This window comes from Burkholderia sp. BCC1208, assembly GCF_902833095.1.
Taxonomy (GTDB): domain Bacteria; phylum Pseudomonadota; class Gammaproteobacteria; order Burkholderiales; family Burkholderiaceae; genus Burkholderia.
The window spans coordinates 1-17,406 of the sequence record NZ_CADFDY010000006.1 but is presented as its reverse complement, the minus strand read 5'-3'; the positions used below and the strand labels follow the sequence as shown (position 1 = coordinate 17,406).

General features: G+C 62.5%; 13 protein-coding genes and 1 tRNA gene. 1 reads left to right on the top strand and 13 read right to left on the bottom strand.

Annotated elements, in window-relative coordinates; genetic code table 11:
* Positions 1–48: 48 nt before the first annotated feature.
* The 10 genes from HWX09_RS15140 to HWX09_RS15095 all read right to left on the bottom strand — a co-directional run bounded on the left by HWX09_RS15140 (position 49) and on the right by HWX09_RS15095 (position 13,328).
* Positions 49–705 (bottom strand): TerD family protein, encoded by a 657-nt coding sequence (locus HWX09_RS15140; protein ID WP_027784928.1) that lies wholly within the window; start codon positions 703–705, stop codon positions 49–51.
* A gap of 97 nt (positions 706–802) precedes the next feature.
* Positions 803–1,819 carry a DUF475 domain-containing protein gene (locus HWX09_RS15135; RefSeq protein WP_027784929.1) on the bottom strand — a complete coding sequence of 339 codons (1,017 nt, stop codon included), beginning with the start codon at positions 1,817–1,819 and terminating at the stop codon, positions 803–805.
* Positions 1,820–1,862: 43 nt separating this feature from the next.
* Positions 1,863–2,603 (bottom strand): VWA domain-containing protein, encoded by a 741-nt coding sequence (locus HWX09_RS15130; RefSeq protein WP_027784930.1) that lies wholly within the window; start codon positions 2,601–2,603, stop codon positions 1,863–1,865.
* Between the two features lie 20 nt (positions 2,604–2,623).
* Positions 2,624–3,730 carry a toxic anion resistance protein gene (locus HWX09_RS15125; RefSeq protein ID WP_027784931.1) on the bottom strand — a complete coding sequence of 369 codons (1,107 nt, stop codon included), beginning with the start codon at positions 3,728–3,730 and terminating at the stop codon, positions 2,624–2,626.
* 350 nt (positions 3,731–4,080) lie between these two features.
* Positions 4,081–5,418: a hypothetical protein gene (locus tag HWX09_RS15120; protein WP_027784932.1), complete on the bottom strand. Its 1,338-nt coding sequence runs from the start codon at positions 5,416–5,418 to the stop codon at positions 4,081–4,083.
* Positions 5,419–5,464: 46 nt separating this feature from the next.
* On the bottom strand, positions 5,465–5,728 hold the full coding sequence (locus tag HWX09_RS15115) for a PAAR domain-containing protein (protein ID WP_027784933.1): 264 nt from the start codon (positions 5,726–5,728) through the stop codon (positions 5,465–5,467).
* A 9-nt stretch (positions 5,729–5,737) separates the two neighbouring features.
* Complete coding sequence (locus tag HWX09_RS15110; RefSeq protein ID WP_175888587.1) at positions 5,738–7,219, bottom strand: virulence factor; 1,482 nt, start codon at positions 7,217–7,219, stop codon at positions 5,738–5,740.
* Positions 7,216–9,477 (bottom strand): DUF3274 domain-containing protein, encoded by a 2,262-nt coding sequence (locus HWX09_RS15105; RefSeq protein ID WP_027784935.1) that lies wholly within the window; start codon positions 9,475–9,477, stop codon positions 7,216–7,218. Before HWX09_RS15105 ends, HWX09_RS15110 begins: the two co-directional genes overlap by 4 nt.
* 23 nt (positions 9,478–9,500) lie before the next feature.
* Positions 9,501–12,278: a type VI secretion system tip protein VgrG gene (locus HWX09_RS15100; RefSeq protein WP_027784936.1), complete on the bottom strand. Its 2,778-nt coding sequence runs from the start codon at positions 12,276–12,278 to the stop codon at positions 9,501–9,503.
* 420 nt (positions 12,279–12,698) lie between these two features.
* Positions 12,699–13,328, bottom strand: coding sequence for a LysE family translocator (locus HWX09_RS15095; RefSeq protein ID WP_027784937.1), 630 nt, complete (start codon positions 13,326–13,328; stop codon positions 12,699–12,701).
* Positions 13,329–13,659: 331 nt separating this feature from the next.
* Between HWX09_RS15095 and HWX09_RS15090 the strand changes: the two genes are divergently transcribed.
* Positions 13,660–13,749, top strand: a tRNA-Ser gene (locus tag HWX09_RS15090).
* A gap of 232 nt (positions 13,750–13,981) precedes the next feature.
* Here the strand turns inward: HWX09_RS15090 and HWX09_RS15085 are convergent.
* The 3 genes from HWX09_RS15085 to HWX09_RS15075 form a co-directional block, all read right to left on the bottom strand.
* Positions 13,982–15,997 carry a sodium:solute symporter family protein gene (locus tag HWX09_RS15085; protein WP_027784938.1) on the bottom strand — a complete coding sequence of 672 codons (2,016 nt, stop codon included), beginning with the start codon at positions 15,995–15,997 and terminating at the stop codon, positions 13,982–13,984.
* Positions 15,991–16,344, bottom strand: a complete 354-nt coding sequence (locus tag HWX09_RS15080; protein WP_027784939.1) for a DUF4212 domain-containing protein — start codon at positions 16,342–16,344, stop codon at positions 15,991–15,993. The genes HWX09_RS15085 and HWX09_RS15080 overlap by 7 nt, the downstream gene beginning before the upstream one ends.
* 82 nt (positions 16,345–16,426) lie before the next feature.
* The coding region (locus HWX09_RS15075; RefSeq protein WP_175888586.1) for an AMP-binding protein at positions 16,427–17,406 on the bottom strand (980 nt) is incomplete at its 5' end.

Genomic DNA, 17,406 nt, shown 5'->3' with positions numbered 1-17,406 from the left:
TGCTTCCTGCCCGGCGCGGCGGGCTTCCGTGCGGCGGGCTGCCGCCAGTCAGACCGCGCCGCCGTACGCCCGGACGAAATCGCCGAGGCCGCGGTTGTAGCCGGCGCCGACCGCCTTGAACATGAAGTGGCCGTCGCGACGATAGAAGCTGCCGACCTGCACCGACGTCTCCATCGAGAAGTCTTCCTCGAGAGCGTACTTCGCGATCACCGTGCCCGACACCTCGTCGGCGATCTGGATGTAGCTGTTACGAACCTGCCCGAAATTCTGGCGGCGCGCTTCGGCTTGGTCGATCGTCACCACCACCGAGATTTCCTCGACGTCGGCCGCGAGCTTCGTCATGTCGATGAAGATCACTTCGTCGTCGCCGTCGCCGCTGCCCGTGCGGTTGTCGCCGCTGTGCACGACGCCCAGGCACTTCGACGAAGGCATTCCGCGCTTCGGGAAATCGTCGCCCGGCTGGATGAAGGTTTCCTTGCGCTCCATCGTGCGCACTTCGCTGTTGTAGAACACGAAATGCTGATCCGAGATCAGTTTCGGATTGCTCTGCGCGTCGTACTTGCACAGGAACACCGACACGTCGAGATCGAAATCCGTCCCCGTGTCGGTCGCGTTCGCGTCCCAACCGAGACCGATGCGGAATTTCTGCGTGCCGGGCGCTTCCTTCGACAGGTTGACGCGACCGCCTTTCGACAAATTGATCATCTGAACCTCTTCTGCTGGAACCGCCGTTGTGCCGGCGGCGATGCCGGGCCGCGCGCGGCGGCCCCTTCGTTGATGGTTGTCGCGCCGTGTGACGCGCTTACTTGCTCGCCACCGCGGCGCGGTTTTCCTTGCGCTGCACGACGATCGACGACCACACGGCCGCGGCGATCATCGCCGCGCCGATCAGGCCCGTGACGACCTCGGGCACCTCGAACTTCACGCCCAGGAACATGATCGTCGCGAGCGCGCCGATCGCCCAGAACGCGCCGTGCTCGAGAAAGCGGTACTGCGCGAGCGTGCCCTTCTTCAGCAGCACGAGCGTCATCTCCCGGATGTAGGCCGCGCCGACGCCAAGGCCGAGCGCGATCAGGAAGATGTTGTTCGACAGCGCGAACGCGCCGATCACGCCGTCGAAGCTGAACGACGAATCGAGCACTTCCAGATACATGAAACCCGCGACGCCTTCGCGCACCACGCGCGTGCCCGTGTCCTCGCCACCCACCAGGTCGCCCACCCCGTGCGCAATCACGAAGCCGATCACGCCGAACGCGCCCGCGAGCAGGAAGCTGACCTGCTCGGTCGCCGGCACGTAGAACGACGCCACGATCACGATCGCGAGCGTCAGCGCCACTTCCAGCGCGGTGATGCGGCCGAGATGACGCATCGGACCTTCGAGGAAGCCGATCCAGTGCTCGTCCTTCTCGGTGTCGAGCATGAACTTGAAGAACACCATCAGCAGAAACGCGCCGCCGAACGCCGACACCTCGTGATGCGCGGACGTCAGCACCGCCGCGTACTTGTCCGGCGATTCGATCGCGAGCGTCAGCGCGTCCCACAGGCCGATGTGGCCGATCACCGCGACGATCAGCAGCGGAAACACCAGCCGCATGCCGAACACCGCGACCGGCAGGCCGAACACCATGAAGCGGTTGCGCCACTTCTCCGACCAGTTCTTGAGCACCGATGCGTTGACGACCGCGTTGTCGAGCGACAGCGAAATTTCGAGCACGCACAGGACCGCGACGATCAGCATGTCCTTCACGCCGCCGAGGAGATAGGCCGCGATCAGCGCGAGCGCCGTGAGCGACAACGGGATCTTGAAGTCTTTCAACATGATGGGGTAATCGAGTTCAGAAAAATGGGCAGGCGGCACGCGCTTACTTCGCGCGTACCCAGTCGCAGAATTCCTGCGTGATCAGCTGTTCGTAGATCTGTTCGTCGCTGAGGTCGAGCGATTCGAGATGCAGGAAGCCGACGTTCGGCATTTCGTCCGCGACTTCCGCGAGGAAGTCGAATTCGCTCGGATCGCCGACGCCGACGAGCGACCAGTACAGCGGGAAATGCTGCGATTCGGTGAGCAACTGGCGCACGCGCTTGCGGTCGTTCTTCGGGTTCTGGCCGTCGGTGACGAACAGCACCCATGCGGGCAGATGGCCGTTCACGGGCGCCGAAGCGGCCGGCGCGGACGTGTCGTCCGCACCGCCGAACAGCCGGCTCAGGAAGCCGCGCTTTTCCTCGCGCTTCGGCTCCGGCGCGCGGAAGAAGAAGTCGACGATGTCGTTCATCACCGGCGCGTACTGCGTGCCGCCCCACTTGTCGATCCGCGCGTTGAGCACATGGTCGGAAATGTACGAGCCGTAGTTGTCCGGCGTCGCGGTCGGCAGGCGGTCGTAGCCTTCGGTGAAGGTCCACGTGTCGACTTCGCCGTTGTCGTCGAACTTCAGTGCGATGCCGAGAATCCGGTCGTGCGTCTCCTGGATCACGCCCGACTGGTACAGCGGCTTCGCGGAGCCCGAGATGTCGAGCGCCGCGCCGACGCGCACGACGGGCGGCTTCAGGATCTGACGTTTTTCGAGGACGATCGCGACCTTCGCCGCGCGTTTCTCAAGCGTAATCATGCGGTGTTCTCTCAGTTCTCTTAGTTGTGCTTCGGAGCGAATCGGGTGATCAGGTCCTGTTCGAGCTGGCGCAGACGCGGCGCGTCCAGCTCGCGCTGGCGGCGGCCGTCGGCGATGATCTGCGTGACGTCGTCGAACGCGCCGAACAGTTGCTGCTGCGCGTATTCGAACGTGTCGGTCGAGATCACCGGACGCTGGCCGAGCTTCGCGACTTCCTGCGCGTTCTGGCGATTCAGGTCGGCCTGCGCGCGGATCGCTTCGTCGGCCGCGTCGTACGTCGCGTTCGCGAGCGCCGCCGCGCGCTTCGTGCTGAGCTGCTCGAGATAGAGCGCGAACGCGTTGGTCCACGCGGGGATCAGCACGGTCTTGATCGTCATGAACTTCGACGTCAGCGTGCGTTTCTGGTCCTGCTCCATCCGGATCTGCGGCGCGAGCTGCTTCGACATCAGCATCGCGCGGTCGAGGTCGTCGAGCTTGCTCTCGAGCGCGTCGACCTTGCGCTTCACGTCGAGCAGGCGCTGCGCGGCGAATGCGTCGTCTGCCGGCTGCTGGCCGGCCGCGAGATGCGCGCGCAGCGTCGCGAGCGCCGTTTCGCCGTGCGCCTTCGACTGCGCGAGCTCCTGGTGCAGCGCGTAGTTGTCGTTGTACATCCGCTCGAGCTCGTCGATGCCGGCCTTCTGGCGCTGCGCATGGTTTTCGAGCTCGACGACGAGCGTGTCCATCCGCTTGCTCACCGACTCGTATTGCGACAGCAGCTTCTCCTTGGTCGAGCGAAACAGCCGCGTGACCTGCGTGAGCAGGCCGCCCTTGTCGGCGCCGCGCGGGTCCAGCCCCTTCGCGGTCGCGATCAGTTCGTTGAGCTTGTCGCCGAACTGGTCGGCGTCCGATGCACGGACGCTCGCGAGAATCTGCTGGGAGAAGGCGGCAATCCGCGTGCCCTGCGTCGCGCCGAGCTGGTCGATCTCATCGACGGTGATCAGGCGCGCGTATTCCGTCGGCTGCGCTGCCGGCACGACGGCGTTGGCGCCGTGGGCGACGGCGGCTGGCACGGCGACGGGCGACAAGGACGGAGTGGAAGGACGAGCGCTGACCGCATCGGATTTGTTGTCGTCGAATAGCGGCTTCATGTGGCTACCACGTTTCCTTTTCTGCTTTTTGCTACGTGTTGTCGTGCGCGCGAGGTGCGCTCGCGCGGTTGCCGTCGTGCTCTCTCACGGGCGGCAGACGGACAATAAAGGGGGACGGGGCGGCGCGTCAAGGGAAGGAATTCTTTCAGTTTCCATACTATTTGTAATATGTACGGCGGGAATTTTGAGACTGTCTTCAGCACGTCCGGACCAGTGCCGTGAATACAGCGCGAATCGGGATTTCCCAGCGTACATCAGCAAAGAGAAACGGAAAGTATTCTGAAAGAATTACCCCCTCGCTATTCCGCTGATTGTTACAGATTGCTTAACGCGAGCCCTTACGTCGCGTCCTACTCCGAATAGCCTTGCGACGCCGGACGCGCGTCGTGATGGCGGCCCCACCACGGTAAGTACGCGTTGTTCTCCCCGCGAGCGCGGAACCAGTCCTTGCTGGGATCGATCGGTGTCAGCTTCGACGGCGCGACCACCACCACGGCCGTCGGATGCTCGGCGTCGGTCGTCCCCGCCACGAGCACGTTTCCGCCGAGATGATTTGCGCGGCCGATCGCGAGCGCCACGTCGGTCAACGCCGCCCCGGCGCCCATGTCACCGAGCAACGCCGACGTGTTGAAGCTCTCGCCTCGGAGGTCGCTTTCCGGCACGGCTTCCGCGAGGCCCTGCGAAAGGGACGCAGCCCTTGCCGACGCAACCGCGCTGCCCTTGCCCGCATCGTGGATAACGTAGTTCAGCGACGAGACCGCGACGCCCGCATTGCCTGCGGCTGCGTCGATCGTCGACTTCCACGTCGGCACCGCGCGGCTCCCGCCCTGCTTCGCGTCGAAATCCTTGACGCTGCCTTGCGCCGCCTTGCCGATCCATGCCAATGGTTCGCGCTCGGTCTTCAGGTCGGGGCCGGCTAGGAACAGCACCACCATGTTCTCGTTGATCTGTTCGTCCTTCGGCGGGAAGCTCGGTGCGTCCCAGTTCATTACCCACACGCTTTTGTCGGGGTGCGACGCAAGATAGTCCAGTGCCGAGTTCAGCGACGTGAAGCCGGCATTCTCCTGTCCCGATGTCACGTGCACGTCCGGCGGTGTATCGTGGCTCCATAAATTTTTAGCGGACGGATTTCCAATCTCATAAGCGTTGGTCATTTCGTCACGCAAAAATGAGCCGGCGAGCACTGGATCCAGCCGCCCCTTCGGAATGGCGAGTTCGACGTGAATACCTGCCAATTCACGCCATTCATTTTTGTTGTCAGACTTTATCGTATAAAAATAATCTGAATTCGTCACGTATCGCGTACGAAAAAGCACCAGCAATTTTCGAACATATTTCTTGTAAAAGCCAACGAACGTCTCACTACCCCACTGCCCGTCAGCTACGATAGAAATCGCCTGCAACGTCGAATATTTCTTCGGATTTGTCCGAACCATATCGTCGTTTCTATTTGGCTTGACCGAGCCGAGCGTCCAAAGCAACTGCCACTCCGTCGGATAGTCACGACGCTGCAGCGGATTGAGCCATTCAAGCCCGACAACTTGCGCAACAAACGGCGCGGCAGACGCACCTTCGACAGATTGCGCCGATGTGGTGCTCGTCTCGGCCCGCAACGGCGGGCCCGACAAGAGTGTCGCCATGACGATCGAGACGCACCCGATGCGTCTCGCAAGTGTGAAGCAGTGCATGAATATTCCTGATCGAACCGGCCCCCCCGAGCGCCGGTCCGGCAATTCATTCCCGTCCGGACGACGCCAGACTCGAAATCAGCGTCGCGCCACACGAGGTCTTGTGACCATCGAACGCGGCGGGTTTTCCGTCGACGATGACCTGCGGATCCCCTTCGGCGATAAAGCAGGCCTGATGGCCCGCGATCGGACAGACGCACGTATCACCGAGCCGCGCCACCGGCCGCCCCATCACTTCGCTGACCGCGCTGCCGGTCACGACCTGACCGCCGTGGCTCGTTGCGTCGCCGACTCGAATGATGCCGCGCATGCGCGCTCCTCATTTTGAATAGCCTTGAGTCGTAGGGCTCGCATCGTGACGACGTCCCCACCAAGGCAGATAGGCGTTGTTTCCACCGCGTGCGCGAAACCAGTTCCTACTTGCATCGATCGGCGTCAGTTTCGAAGGCGCGACCACCATCACCGCTGTCGGGTGCTCGGTTTCGGTCGTTCCGGCTACGAGCACATTTCCACCGAGGTGATTCGCGCGGCCGATCGCCAGCACCACATCGGTCAGTGCCGCGCCGGCGCCCATGTCACCGAGTAGTGCCGATGTATTGAAGGTCTGCGTACGGAAATCGTATTCCGGCAGTACTTCCGTCAGCGTCTGCGACAGTGAGGCAATTCGTGTCGATGCAGCATCGCTGCCCTTGCCCGCGTCGTGCACGATGTAATTCACCGACGACACCGGCACACCCGCATTACTCGCCGCTGTATCGATCGTCGACTTCCATGCCTGCACAGCGCGGCTCGCGCCTTGCTTTGCCTCGAAGTCCTGGATGTTGCTTCGTGCGGCTTTACCGATCCACGCCAGCGGTTCGCGCTCGGTTTTCAGATCCGGGCCGGCAAGGAATAGCACCACCATGTTCTCATTGATCTGTTCGTCGTTCGGCGGAAAGCTCGGCGCGTCCCAGTTCATCACCCATGCGCTCTTGTCCGGATGCGTAGCCAGATAGTCCAGCGCGGCGTTCAGCGATGTGAAGCCGGCATTGCCGTGGCCCGTCGTCACGTGCACATCGGGTGGAATGTCGCGGCTCCATAGATTTTTTGCAGACGGATTGCCGATTTCGAATATATTGACAATGCGGTTACGCAGATATGACGCAGCCGATACAGGTTCAATTCGCCCAGAAGGAATAGCCAACTCTACGTGCACGCCTGCCAACTCACGCCACCTCCTTTTTTCATCCGAGCCCACGGTATAAAAATAATCTTCATTCGTAAAATATGGAACCCGGAAAAGCAACAATAATTTATCGATATACTTTTCATAAAATCCGGCAAAAGATTCACCCCCCCCGTTACCATCGGCGACAATGGAAATTGCCTGCAACGTCGAATATTTCTTCGGGTTCGTTCGAACCATATCATCGTTGACATTTGGCTTGACCAAACCAAGCGTCCACAATATTTGCCACTCGGTAGGATAGTCCCTGCGTTGGAGGGGATTCATCCATCCGAGCCCTACAACCTGGGCAACGAAAGGCTTGGATGAACTGGCCCCAGCTATCGGGACCGCCTTATCGATCGATGAGGCAGCAACTGGGCGTGAGGCTGCAATCACTGTTGCGAACGCAAATACCATGATTGCCACGAGCCCAGGGACCAGCACCAATCGTTTCATCAGATTACCCATACTCAATAACTCTCCCGCCGGCTTGCCAGACGAAATCAATATCAAAAACGATGCCCCTAAAGCAAAAAACAACGCGAGGCTCGCAACTCCGACTCGACGCGGCCAGGTGGCAATGACCGCCCTCATAAAATACCTCCCAGCCTCAGGAAAAATCCGCCGTCTCGCTCGTCATGTATTTTCCTCGGCATCGCGGCATTTCCGTCCCTTTTCACCCAATCAGGCAAAAACAAATCGCCATGCTTGCCGGTATTTATATAATCCATCAGATCAAAATTAGGATCGCCCTTCTTGGAATCACTGGCAAACCTCCAATCAGCTTGAACTCTGAGATACCTGAAATCATCTTCAGTCAGATAGCAAAGCCCAATTGCCACATCATAAGCCAATGCCTTTTCAGCATGATCCTTGTTGGTCATGATGGTCGAATGGTTCGTGGGATTATTCTTGTCCCCACCATTCAGAATCTGAAAAATCTCGTTGTTCCGCCATTCGGTATAGTCAGCACTCGCTGCCTCCGGATTGTCCTCTCCGATCACATTTGCTTCCTTATCGACCCAGCGGCGATTTCCCGATCTCCGCGCTTCCATGCGAAGAATCGAATGATCCTCATACCGCTGCGCAGCCTCAGACGCAGCATCCCCCTGCGCTTTCAGCGCATCACCCTCAGTCTTGAATTTTTCCGACTTCGCGTCGAAGTTGTCATACGGATCGTCATCGCGCTTGTTCTCCTTCTTGGCATCACGCCCAGCCGACGGGGGATCATAGCCTTCGTTGAAGCTCCCCTCCTCGATCGGTTTCCCTTGCGCATCGCAAGCGCCCGATGGTTTGTCGTAGCGAAATGCCTTCGGGAGGAAGCGCGTTTCCTCGTCGAGCATCGGTGCCGTGATCGGGATTTCCCAGTCTTTTGGTGGATCGGCATTGACCTTCATGTCGATCAAATTAAACAGATAGAGGGCCGGGCTGGTGACAAGCGTGATGAATTTCGTGAACAGCCCTTCATTGGAATGCATACCTCGACCAAGACCATACCGCGCGGGCGGTGACGGCGGATACCAAAAACCCTCAGTTTCGTTCTTACCCTTGCGCCAGTCATCTTTCCAATACCGGTACAGCGTATTTTCACCACCGACCTGGAAATTCGATGCAAACACACGTTGCGAAAAAACGCCCCACGCGTTCGTCGCACTGATTTCGTCGACACTCATTCCGCGCCAGCCGATTCCCTGAACGGTCAAGGCCGAAATGACCTGATCATGCGGGCAGCAGTACAGCGTCACTCGCCCGTAGGTGTTTTTCTGAGACAGCCCGTGCGCCTCCCGGTCCTTGGCTGCGCTATACGGTTTGCCCCCGTTCTTCGACGGTCTTGCGTTTTCCATTGCCCGATCGAGATCCTCCGCGGGCATCTCAAGATCGGCCCGAGCACGCAGGATATCGAAATACTCCCTCAGCGTTTCCTTGCGCGCGACATAGGTCTCGCGCCCCACGTGCCCGTTCTTGTCGCGCACCCCGCGCTGGGCCCACGAGTCGGTCATGTTGGCCTCGACGAGACTGTACGGGGGATTGGCGAGAACATAGGTGTCTGCGACGCAGCGCCCTTTCTTGCCCCATTGATCCGTCACCTCTGGCAACCGGTCACCGAGAAACGCTGCGGCGAGACCGATCATGTTTCCCTGGCTGTGGCACACGATCGTAATCGGCGCGTCGGCCTGTCGCTTGCGGATCGATTCGACCAGGCGTGCCAGCCGCAGTGCGCCAAGCACGCCATAAGTGCGTGGTGGGGTGGAGTAGATTTTTCGATTGCCGATGCCGTTCATGTGCTGAACGGTCAGCCACAGAAAAAGCCGATCGTTCAACCCGTCGTTCCACAGATCCGGCAGACTCGTACACCCACCCGCGAACGGGCCACCGCCCCAGTAATTCTTCTCGTTGAGCATGATCTTGTCGCCATACAGCTTCAGCTCCTCCGCGTTCGCGGCATAGCCCCACCGAAAGTGGATGACGGGCGAAAAGGACGGATCGGGCTTGATGTACGTCTTCGACGACATGTCCGGATTCAGGAAACCGTCTGGCGTCAGGCTTTCGATATAGCTGACCGGCGTCATCTGCCCGGCCACCGGCCCCCAATGGAACAGCTGATCGTCATAACGCCCCATGCGCCGGTTCAATCCGGCACACAACCCTTTCTCGGCCTCCTTGAACCATTCCCCTTCCGAATTCACCCCGTGCACGAAAATAACGACGCCCGGCAGCGGCATCTGCATCACGCATTCGAGGTCGTTGCGGTTGAACAGCGTCGTCCCCACTCCACCGCCCACCGAAGTCTGCGACGGGTCGTCCGTCGACGATTGCCCGCCCGGGTTCTGTGCAAAGTTGTAGTTGAACATGTTGTTTTTCTGGAAGACTCAACTCAGGTTCTCGACTTGAAGAAGCGAACCGCCAATTGTTCGAATTGATCGCTGCTGACCGGCGTCAGTTTGCCTTGCGCGTCGGTCTTCCCCTTGATCAATTCGCCCGACGCCTTTCGCACCTCGGCTTCCATGCCCTCGACCGGCTGCCCGTCAGTGGCCCGGACCAGCTTCGGCACCCGCCCCAGCGAGCCTTGGTCGAACTTCGGAAAATCAGTGCTCATGCTCGCCGGCCCAGCCCAGGTATGGGACGCGGACTTGACGGTAAACCTCCCCGGACACCCGAGCTCGATATCCCCGCCCTGCAGCTTCAGGTACGCGCCGCCCGACGTCACGAACACGACCTGCTCGCTGGCCATACCCGCGAGCTTGCCGCCGGCCGCCGTCATCTGGATGTTCTTCGCCGAGTCGATCTGCGTGTCGTCGTTCTGGCTCTGCAGCGCCACCTTCCCCTGGTTGGCGATCGCCGACACGCCCTCGCTGTGGGCGAACATCGCGATACCATGCCCGGCCTGCAGATTGATCCGCTGCCCGCTCGTGTACTGCAGGTGGTTCTGCGCGACGACATCGACGTTGCCGCCCGCATGGGTCGTCACGGTCTTGGGCGTCGCCATGCTAATGCCGGCCGGCGCGGTAATGCCGATCGCGGCCATCGACGCGCCTGACGACTCACCGTCGCCGGACGACTCGCCATTCGGCCAGCTTTTCACCGTGGTCATGAGCGCATCGTGCGGCTGCGTATCCGGCGCAACACCCTGATGCTGGCCCGCATAGTCGCCGAGACTCTTGAACAGTTCGACGCATTCCTGCATCAGTTGCAGATACTCGTCCCGCGCGAGGTGACCGTCGCTCGCGCGAAGCCGCTCCCAGGCCGAAATCAGCATCGCCTTGCCGCTGCGAATCGCCACGTTTGCATCGCTGCGTAACTCGGCACCTTCGCCGCGAGCCGTACCCTGCCCGTTGTCGCGCGGCTGCGTCAGATAGCCGAGGTTCAGTTGACTGTACGCATGCTCGCTCGCCAACTGGCTGCTGATCTGCCCGGGCGTATCGTCGAAGCGGATCTGGTTGTACCGCTGCCCCTTGATTTCCTTCGTCTTCGTGCCCGACAGGTAGCGGTTGCCCGGCAGCGCGCCGGTATGGCTGAAGGTCGCCGGCATGTTCGGCCCGTTGGCCAACACGCCCATCACGACCAGCCGGTCCGGATCGCCACCGATATGACCGATCAGTACCTCCATGCCGACACGCGGCAACGTATTCGCGCCGAAACTCGGCCCGGCGAGCGCGCAGGCGACGCGCACCGGCGCACTATCGGACGGCGTACCGCTCGTGCCGGCTCCCTGCGCGTGCGCATGATCGTCCGCGCTCAACCCCTGGATCCGCACACGGATGCGGCCCATTTCATCGCAGAACACCTCCTCGCCCTGCGGCCCAACGACGACCGCCGTCATCGGATGCACGGGCGGCAGGTCGACGTGAGGATCGTAGGCCGGCGTCAGCGGCACGCCGCGCCGCACACACGAGAACGTGTTCTCGTAACGCCTGTCGCTTTCGTCGCCCGGCTTGCCGCTCACGTCGGCCGGCACCGCATTGAACAGTACGCGGCTTGCAGCGAACAGCGATTGCGCGCGCTCGTTCAGTTCCTTGGGCAGGTTATTCCGCACGCAATGATGGAGCGACGTGACGACAAACTGCCGCTGTTCTGCCGGCAACATGTCGAGTTGCGGATGCTCCGCGAGCGCAAACCAGTGACCGACGGCCAGATCGCGCACATTGCTCACGCCGTCGACGGATTCGGCATGCAGTTCATGCGCCAGCATCCGGTCCTTGCCGATCCGGTCGAGATCGGACGACGAATCCCCGACATGCGGGATATCGATGACGACGTCGGCCAGCAAATGCCCGAGGTCGTTGCCGCCGTCGCCCTGATCGACGATCGTCGCCTGCTCGGTTTGCGACATCCGGCCGCTCTTGTAGTCCCACGTCGGCCGGACGATCTTGCCCGGGATCAATCGGCGGCTCGTCGCCCACAGCGTGATCGAGTCGCGCTCTTCGGTGGCGGCGTCGCGGTGGTAGCGGATGGTGCCCGCGACCGTCTCCGGCAACTTCATCGAGTCATCGGCAAAGACAAGCGTATGAACCGGCGTGTCGTGCGCATTGCCGCTCGCCCGTTCGCCGGCCTTGCCCGCCTTGACGAATACGGTCGCCCCCTCCCGTCGCAACAGCCGCCGGATGAAGTGCGCGTCCGACTCGTTGACCTGCCGCGTGAGTTCACGCGCGGGGTAACGCTCGGCTTGCAGACCGGACAGGTCGAACTCGAATGCGCCCGCGAGCGCCGAGCTGCGCTGGCGCCATTCCTGAAGCAGCACCCCAAGGATGTCGGGCAGACTCTTGGACCGAAACAACCGCGAATTGGTCCGCCGCTCCATCACGGACAAAACGTCGCGAATCGTCAACTGGTAGCAGGTGAGTGAACCGTCCGATTGTCCGGTGCGAACGTCGGTGACAATGCCGTTGATGGTATGGAGACGCCCGCGATCGGTCGTCATCTCGACGGAGACCGGCAGCCCGATGAAGCTGCGGATCGGAAGATCGGTCCGTGCAGACACGCAGGTCAGATGCCCCTCGATACCCGTCATCAACCCTTCGCGGATATCGGCATACTGAAGCGCAAGCACTTGCTCGAGCGTTTTCTGGGCAGGCCCCCAGTTCATGCGCACCGGCCGATTGTTCTGATCGACCACCCCCGACGCAAATGCGCGTAGCAATTCGGCTGGATTCACAGCGTGACTCTCAGGATTTTGTTTGACTTCGTTGTTCGGCGAGCAATCACGCCCGCTGATCCGTCCTGGGAGTGCCGCCCGTCTGGTTTTCGGCGAGCATAGCAAATTTGTCAGGTTGATGACGGCTTTTTGACGGGATTTAGAATCCTTTTTGCAAAGCGCCCAACGGGCTCAACAATTCACATTCTTTCGAAACAGGCCGATCCCCATCCCGTGGCCCCTCGATCGTCGTCCCAGTGTCGTTCCCGTACGTGCCGCGTCCCCAATACCGGCCGGACGAACGGCACCGCTAAGTCACGAATCGTGAAATCCCATCGTCCGTCGATACCGACGAACGTCGCGCTGAAATGCCGATCGCCTGCCCGCGTCATTTCGTCCAGATGGCACGACGCTACGCCGCTTCCCCGCTCCATCACCGCGTCAATGCGCGGCCTTGCGATACAGCGCAACATACCCCGCGAGCATCAGCAGCAGCGCCCCGCTGACCCGGTTCAGCCACTTCTCCCCCGCGGCCCTCCATACGCGAACCGAATGCACGCCGAGCAGCGCGTAACCGGTCATTCCGATGACGTCGATCGCAACGATCGTCGCCGCGAGAATCGCGTACTGCGGCGCGATGGCATGCGACCGATCTACGAACTGCGGCAGCAGCGCGGACATGAACAGGTAGTACTTCGGGTTGCTCATCGCAACGAAGAAGCTCTTCAGAAAGGCGCTCCGACGATCGGGCGTCGCGGGCACGCGTGGCTGCGCAGCCGAGACCCCGCCGCTCGACATCAGCATCCGGATGCCCACGTAGGCGAGCCACGCCGCACCGAGCAGCTTCAGCGTCACGAACGCCGCTTCCGACGCGTCGAGCAACACGCCGAGGCCGAACCCGACCAGCGCGACGAGCACGACGTCGGCGGTGACGGCGCCGAGCATGCCGACCATCGCGTGACGTAATCCGTACCGCGAACCGTTGCTCATTGCGAGCAATACCGTCGGGCCAGGCGTCGCGACACCGACGGACAGGATCAGCGCAAAGGCGAGCAAGGTGGAGAGCGACATGGCGTGGCGTTCCTTTTAAAGATAGCGGCGCGGACGGTCGGCATCGTCATCATGATCGGCCCGGCAGGCCGCAACCGGTACGTACGGTTTGTTACGGCGAATGCGGACTTCACATGATTGTATGTCCGTCCCGACGCCCGCTCGGGGTTGTGCGCTGCCGTCCGTGAACGGTACCCAGTTGTCTCGAGTCGCACCGGACACCACGTGCAATGCGGGCTAGGCGCCGTAGGGCGCCCCGCGCTCGGTGTGACTGTCGATGACGACAGATTTCCCAAGGGCGAGGAAGGGAGTGGCGGGCCGCCGCCAGAGTTTGCTATACTCTCGGTCTTCCGGAGAGATGGATGAGTGGTTTAAGTCGCACGCCTGGAAAGCGTGTATAGGTGTAAGCCTATCGGGGGTTCGAATCCCCCTCTCTCCGCCAGTATTCGATGCCCGCGCCAGCGGGCATTTTCGTTTCCGGAGAAAAGCAAGCCGATGGTTCGGCTTGCGCGGGGGATTCGAAGGGATTCGCTTGCAAGCGTATCCGCGGCCCGCGCTTGTGTGGGCGAATCTCCTCTCTCCGCCAGAATGCACGAAGCCCCTTGATTTCCCGATACATCAAGGGGCTTTTCATTTGGGGCGCCGACCCGTCCCACCTCCGCCCGTCCCCGCACTCACGGATGCCGAATGTAATCCACCAGCGCCCGCGTGTACTCATCCGGCCGCTTGTCGCACAGGCTCACCACGATCGCCACCGCGAACCCCGCCGGCACGCCGAACACGCCTGAGCTGATCGGCTCGATCCCGAACCACGCGCGCCCGGCGAACCCGGTCAGTTGCGTGAAGAACGGATAAGTCGACACGATGTAGTACACACACACGGCCAACCCCGTCACCATCCCGGCAATCGCGCCACGCGTCGTCGTGCGCTTCCAGAACACGCCCAGCACCAGCACCGGAAAGAAGCTCGACGCCGCCAGCGAAAACGCGGCGCCGACGAGAAACAGGATCTTCCCGGTATTGAGCGACGCGACATACGACGCGAACAGCGCCACCCCCAGCAGCAGCACCTTCGAGATCGTCACGCGCCGCTGGCTCGTGGCATCGGGCGCGACCATGCAGTAATAGACGTCGTGCGACAGCGCGTTCGCGATCGTCAGCAGCAGCCCGTCCGCGGTCGACAACGCCGCGGCCAGCGCACCGGCCGCGATCAACCCCGACACCACGTACGGCAGCCCCGCGATCTCCGGCGCGGCCAGCACGACCATGTCCGGCTGCATCTGGATTTCCGACCAGTGGACGATGCCGTCGCGAATCACCTCGACGACGCTGATCAGGTCGGGTTCGAAGTGATGCCATTGCGTGACCCACGCCGGCAATTCGGCGAACGGCCGCCCGACGAGATTCGCGAGGATCTCGTACTTGATCAGCACCGCGAGCACCGGCACGCTCAGGTAGAACAGCGCGATGAAGAACAGCGTCCAGCCGACGGAGCGCCGTGCGGACGCGACCGACGTGGTCGTGTTGTAGCGCGTCAGGATGTGCGGCAGGCTCGCGGTGCCGAGCGACAGGCACAGCAGCAGCGCGAGAAAATTCCGCTCGCGCGGCTTGCGTTCGTCTTCGCTCGCGGCCGGAAACGGCTCGTGCATCGGCACGGGCGGCTCGGCACGCGCGAGCAGCTCGTCACGCGCCTGCGTCCACGCCACCCGCGCCGCCGCCGGATCGCGCGGGAAATCGGCCAGTTCGCGCTCGCGCTGGCTGATCTCGCGCAGCGGCCCGTTGTGACGCCGCAGGTCCGCAAGCTGGTCGACGAGATGCCGGCGCGCGTCCGCATGGGACGCCGGCAACCGGTCGAGCCGCGTCTGGATATCCGCGGCTTGCCGGCGGTACGCATCGCGCACCTGCTGCTCGTCGCGCGCGTCGCGCACCTGTGCCTCGAGCGCCGCGACACGCTCCATCAGCTTGCCGTAATTGAACTGCGGCACGGGGCCGAGTCCATTCTTCATCGCGATCAGCGACACCGGAATCAGGATCGCGCTGATCAGGATGATGTACTGCGCGACCTGCGTCCACGTGACCGCCCGCATCCCGCCGAGAAACGAGCACACGAGAATGCCCGCGAGCCCGCAGAAGATGCCGATCGCGAAATCGACGCCGATGAAGCGCGTCGCGATCAGGCCGATCCCCTGGATCTGCGCGACCAGATAGACGAACGAGCACAGGATCGCCGCGCCGGCGGCGAGCGCGCGCACGGCCGTACTCGAAAAGCGCGTGCCGAGAAAATCGGGAATCGTGTAACGCGCGAGCTTGCGCACGTACGGCGCGAGCAGGAACGCGACGAGGCAGAACCCGCCCGTCCACCCCATCACGTAAGCGAGCGCGTCGTAACCGGTCGCGTAGAGCGAGCCGGCCAGGCCGATGAACGACGCGGCCGACAGCCAGTCGGCCGCGGTCGCCATCCCGTTGAACGCGGACGGCACGCGCCGCCCGGCCACGTAGTACTCGACGAGATCGGACGTGCGCGACAACAACCCGATCACCGCGTACACGGCGATCGGCACGAACAGGAACACGTAGCCGATCCACACGCCCGAGCCCATCGCGCGCTCGATCCGCCACATCAGCAGCACGAATCCGAGGAACCCGAGGGTGTAGAGCGCGTACGCGCGTATCAGTCGATGCGTCAGCATGAATCAGCGCCGCCGTTCGCGTGGCCGGCGCGTGCCGCATGCTCGTCGTACGCGCGGCGCAGCGTGCGGTCCGCGCGCTGCATCAGCCCGATGTAGACGACGATCAGCACGAGGTACACGAGAATCGCGCCCTGCGCGCCGACATAGAACGGCAGGCTGAAGCCGGCGAAGCGAACGCCGGCGAGCGCGGGCCCGAAGAACGGCACGATGAACGACACCGTGAAGCCGATCACCATCAGCACCGCGATCAGCGCGACGTTGAAGCGCCAGTAGCGTGCGTGCGCCCGCGCGAGCGGCTCGGGAACGGGGGGTGGCGCAGCAGGCGCCGAACGGGTCGGAACGGTCATGCCGTTATGTAGCAAAAAGCCCCTGCGCGGGCAATCGGGATTGCCGCGCAGGGGCTCGTGCGCGTGACGCGCAACCGGATGCTCAGCGCACTTCGGTGAGCTGCTCGAGGATGGCCGGATTCTCGAGCGTGGACGTATCCTGCGTGATCGCCTCGCCCTTCGCGAGCGAGCGCAACAGGCGCCGCATGATCTTGCCCGAGCGGGTCTTCGGCAGGTTGTCGCCGAAGCGGATGTCCTTCGGCTTGGCGATCGGCCCGATCTGCTTGCCGACCCAGTCGCGCAACGTCTTCGCGAGCGCCGCGGCTTCGTCGCCTTCCGGGCGCGAACGCTTCAGCACGACGAACGCCACGACCGCCTCGCCCGTCGTGTCGTCCGGACGGCCCACCACCGCCGCCTCGGCTACCAGTTCGTGCGACACCAGCGCCGACTCGATCTCCATCGTGCCCAGCCGGTGGCCCGACACGTTCAGCACGTCGTCGATCCGGCCCATGATCGTGAAGTAGCCGCTCTCCTTGTCGCGCACCGTGCCGTCGCCGGCGAGATATAGCCGCCCGCCGAGTTCCTCCGGGTAATAGCTCTTCTTGAAGCGCTCCGGGTCGCCCCAGATCGTGCGGATCATCGCCGGCCACGGCCGCTTGACGACGAGAATCCCGCCTTGCCCGTTCGGCACGTCCTGGCCCGTCTCGTCGACCACCGCGGCCGTGATGCCCGGCAGCGGCAGCGTGCACGAGCCCGGCACGGTCGGCGTGGCGCCCGGCAGCGGCGTGATCATGTGGCCGCCGGTTTCGGTCTGCCACCACGTGTCGACGATCGGGCAGCGCTCGTGGCCGACGTGCTTGTGGTACCACATCCACGCTTCCGGATTGATCGGCTCGCCGACCGTGCCGATGATGCGCAGGCTCGACAGGTCGTAGCTCTTCGGGTGGACCTTGTCGTCGGCTTCGGCCGCCTTGATCAACGAGCGGATCGCCGTCGGCGCGGTGTAGAACACGGTGACCTTGTGATCGTCGATCATCTTCCAGAAACGGCCAGCGTCCGGATAAGTCGGCACGCCCTCGAACA

What these genes read in the sequence shown, in the direction of transcription:
- HWX09_RS15140 (WP_027784928.1), bottom strand. Translation starts at nt 705, where the DNA reads ATGATCAATTTGTCGAAAGGCGGTCGCGTCAACCTGTCGAAGGAAGCG.
- HWX09_RS15135 (WP_027784929.1), bottom strand. Translation starts at nt 1,819, where the DNA reads ATGTTGAAAGACTTCAAGATCCCGTTGTCGCTCACGGCGCTCGCGCTG.
- HWX09_RS15130 (WP_027784930.1), bottom strand. Translation starts at nt 2,603, where the DNA reads ATGATTACGCTTGAGAAACGCGCGGCGAAGGTCGCGATCGTCCTCGAA.
- HWX09_RS15125 (WP_027784931.1), bottom strand. Translation starts at nt 3,730, where the DNA reads ATGAAGCCGCTATTCGACGACAACAAATCCGATGCGGTCAGCGCTCGT.
- HWX09_RS15120 (WP_027784932.1), bottom strand. Translation starts at nt 5,418, where the DNA reads ATGCACTGCTTCACACTTGCGAGACGCATCGGGTGCGTCTCGATCGTC.
- HWX09_RS15115 (WP_027784933.1), bottom strand. Translation starts at nt 5,728, where the DNA reads ATGCGCGGCATCATTCGAGTCGGCGACGCAACGAGCCACGGCGGTCAG.
- HWX09_RS15110 (WP_175888587.1), bottom strand. Translation starts at nt 7,219, where the DNA reads ATGAGGGCGGTCATTGCCACCTGGCCGCGTCGAGTCGGAGTTGCGAGC.
- HWX09_RS15105 (WP_027784935.1), bottom strand. Translation starts at nt 9,477, where the DNA reads ATGTTCAACTACAACTTTGCACAGAACCCGGGCGGGCAATCGTCGACG.
- HWX09_RS15095 (WP_027784937.1), bottom strand. Translation starts at nt 13,328, where the DNA reads ATGTCGCTCTCCACCTTGCTCGCCTTTGCGCTGATCCTGTCCGTCGGT.
- HWX09_RS15085 (WP_027784938.1), bottom strand. Translation starts at nt 15,997, where the DNA reads ATGCTGACGCATCGACTGATACGCGCGTACGCGCTCTACACCCTCGGG.
- HWX09_RS15080 (WP_027784939.1), bottom strand. Translation starts at nt 16,344, where the DNA reads ATGACCGTTCCGACCCGTTCGGCGCCTGCTGCGCCACCCCCCGTTCCC.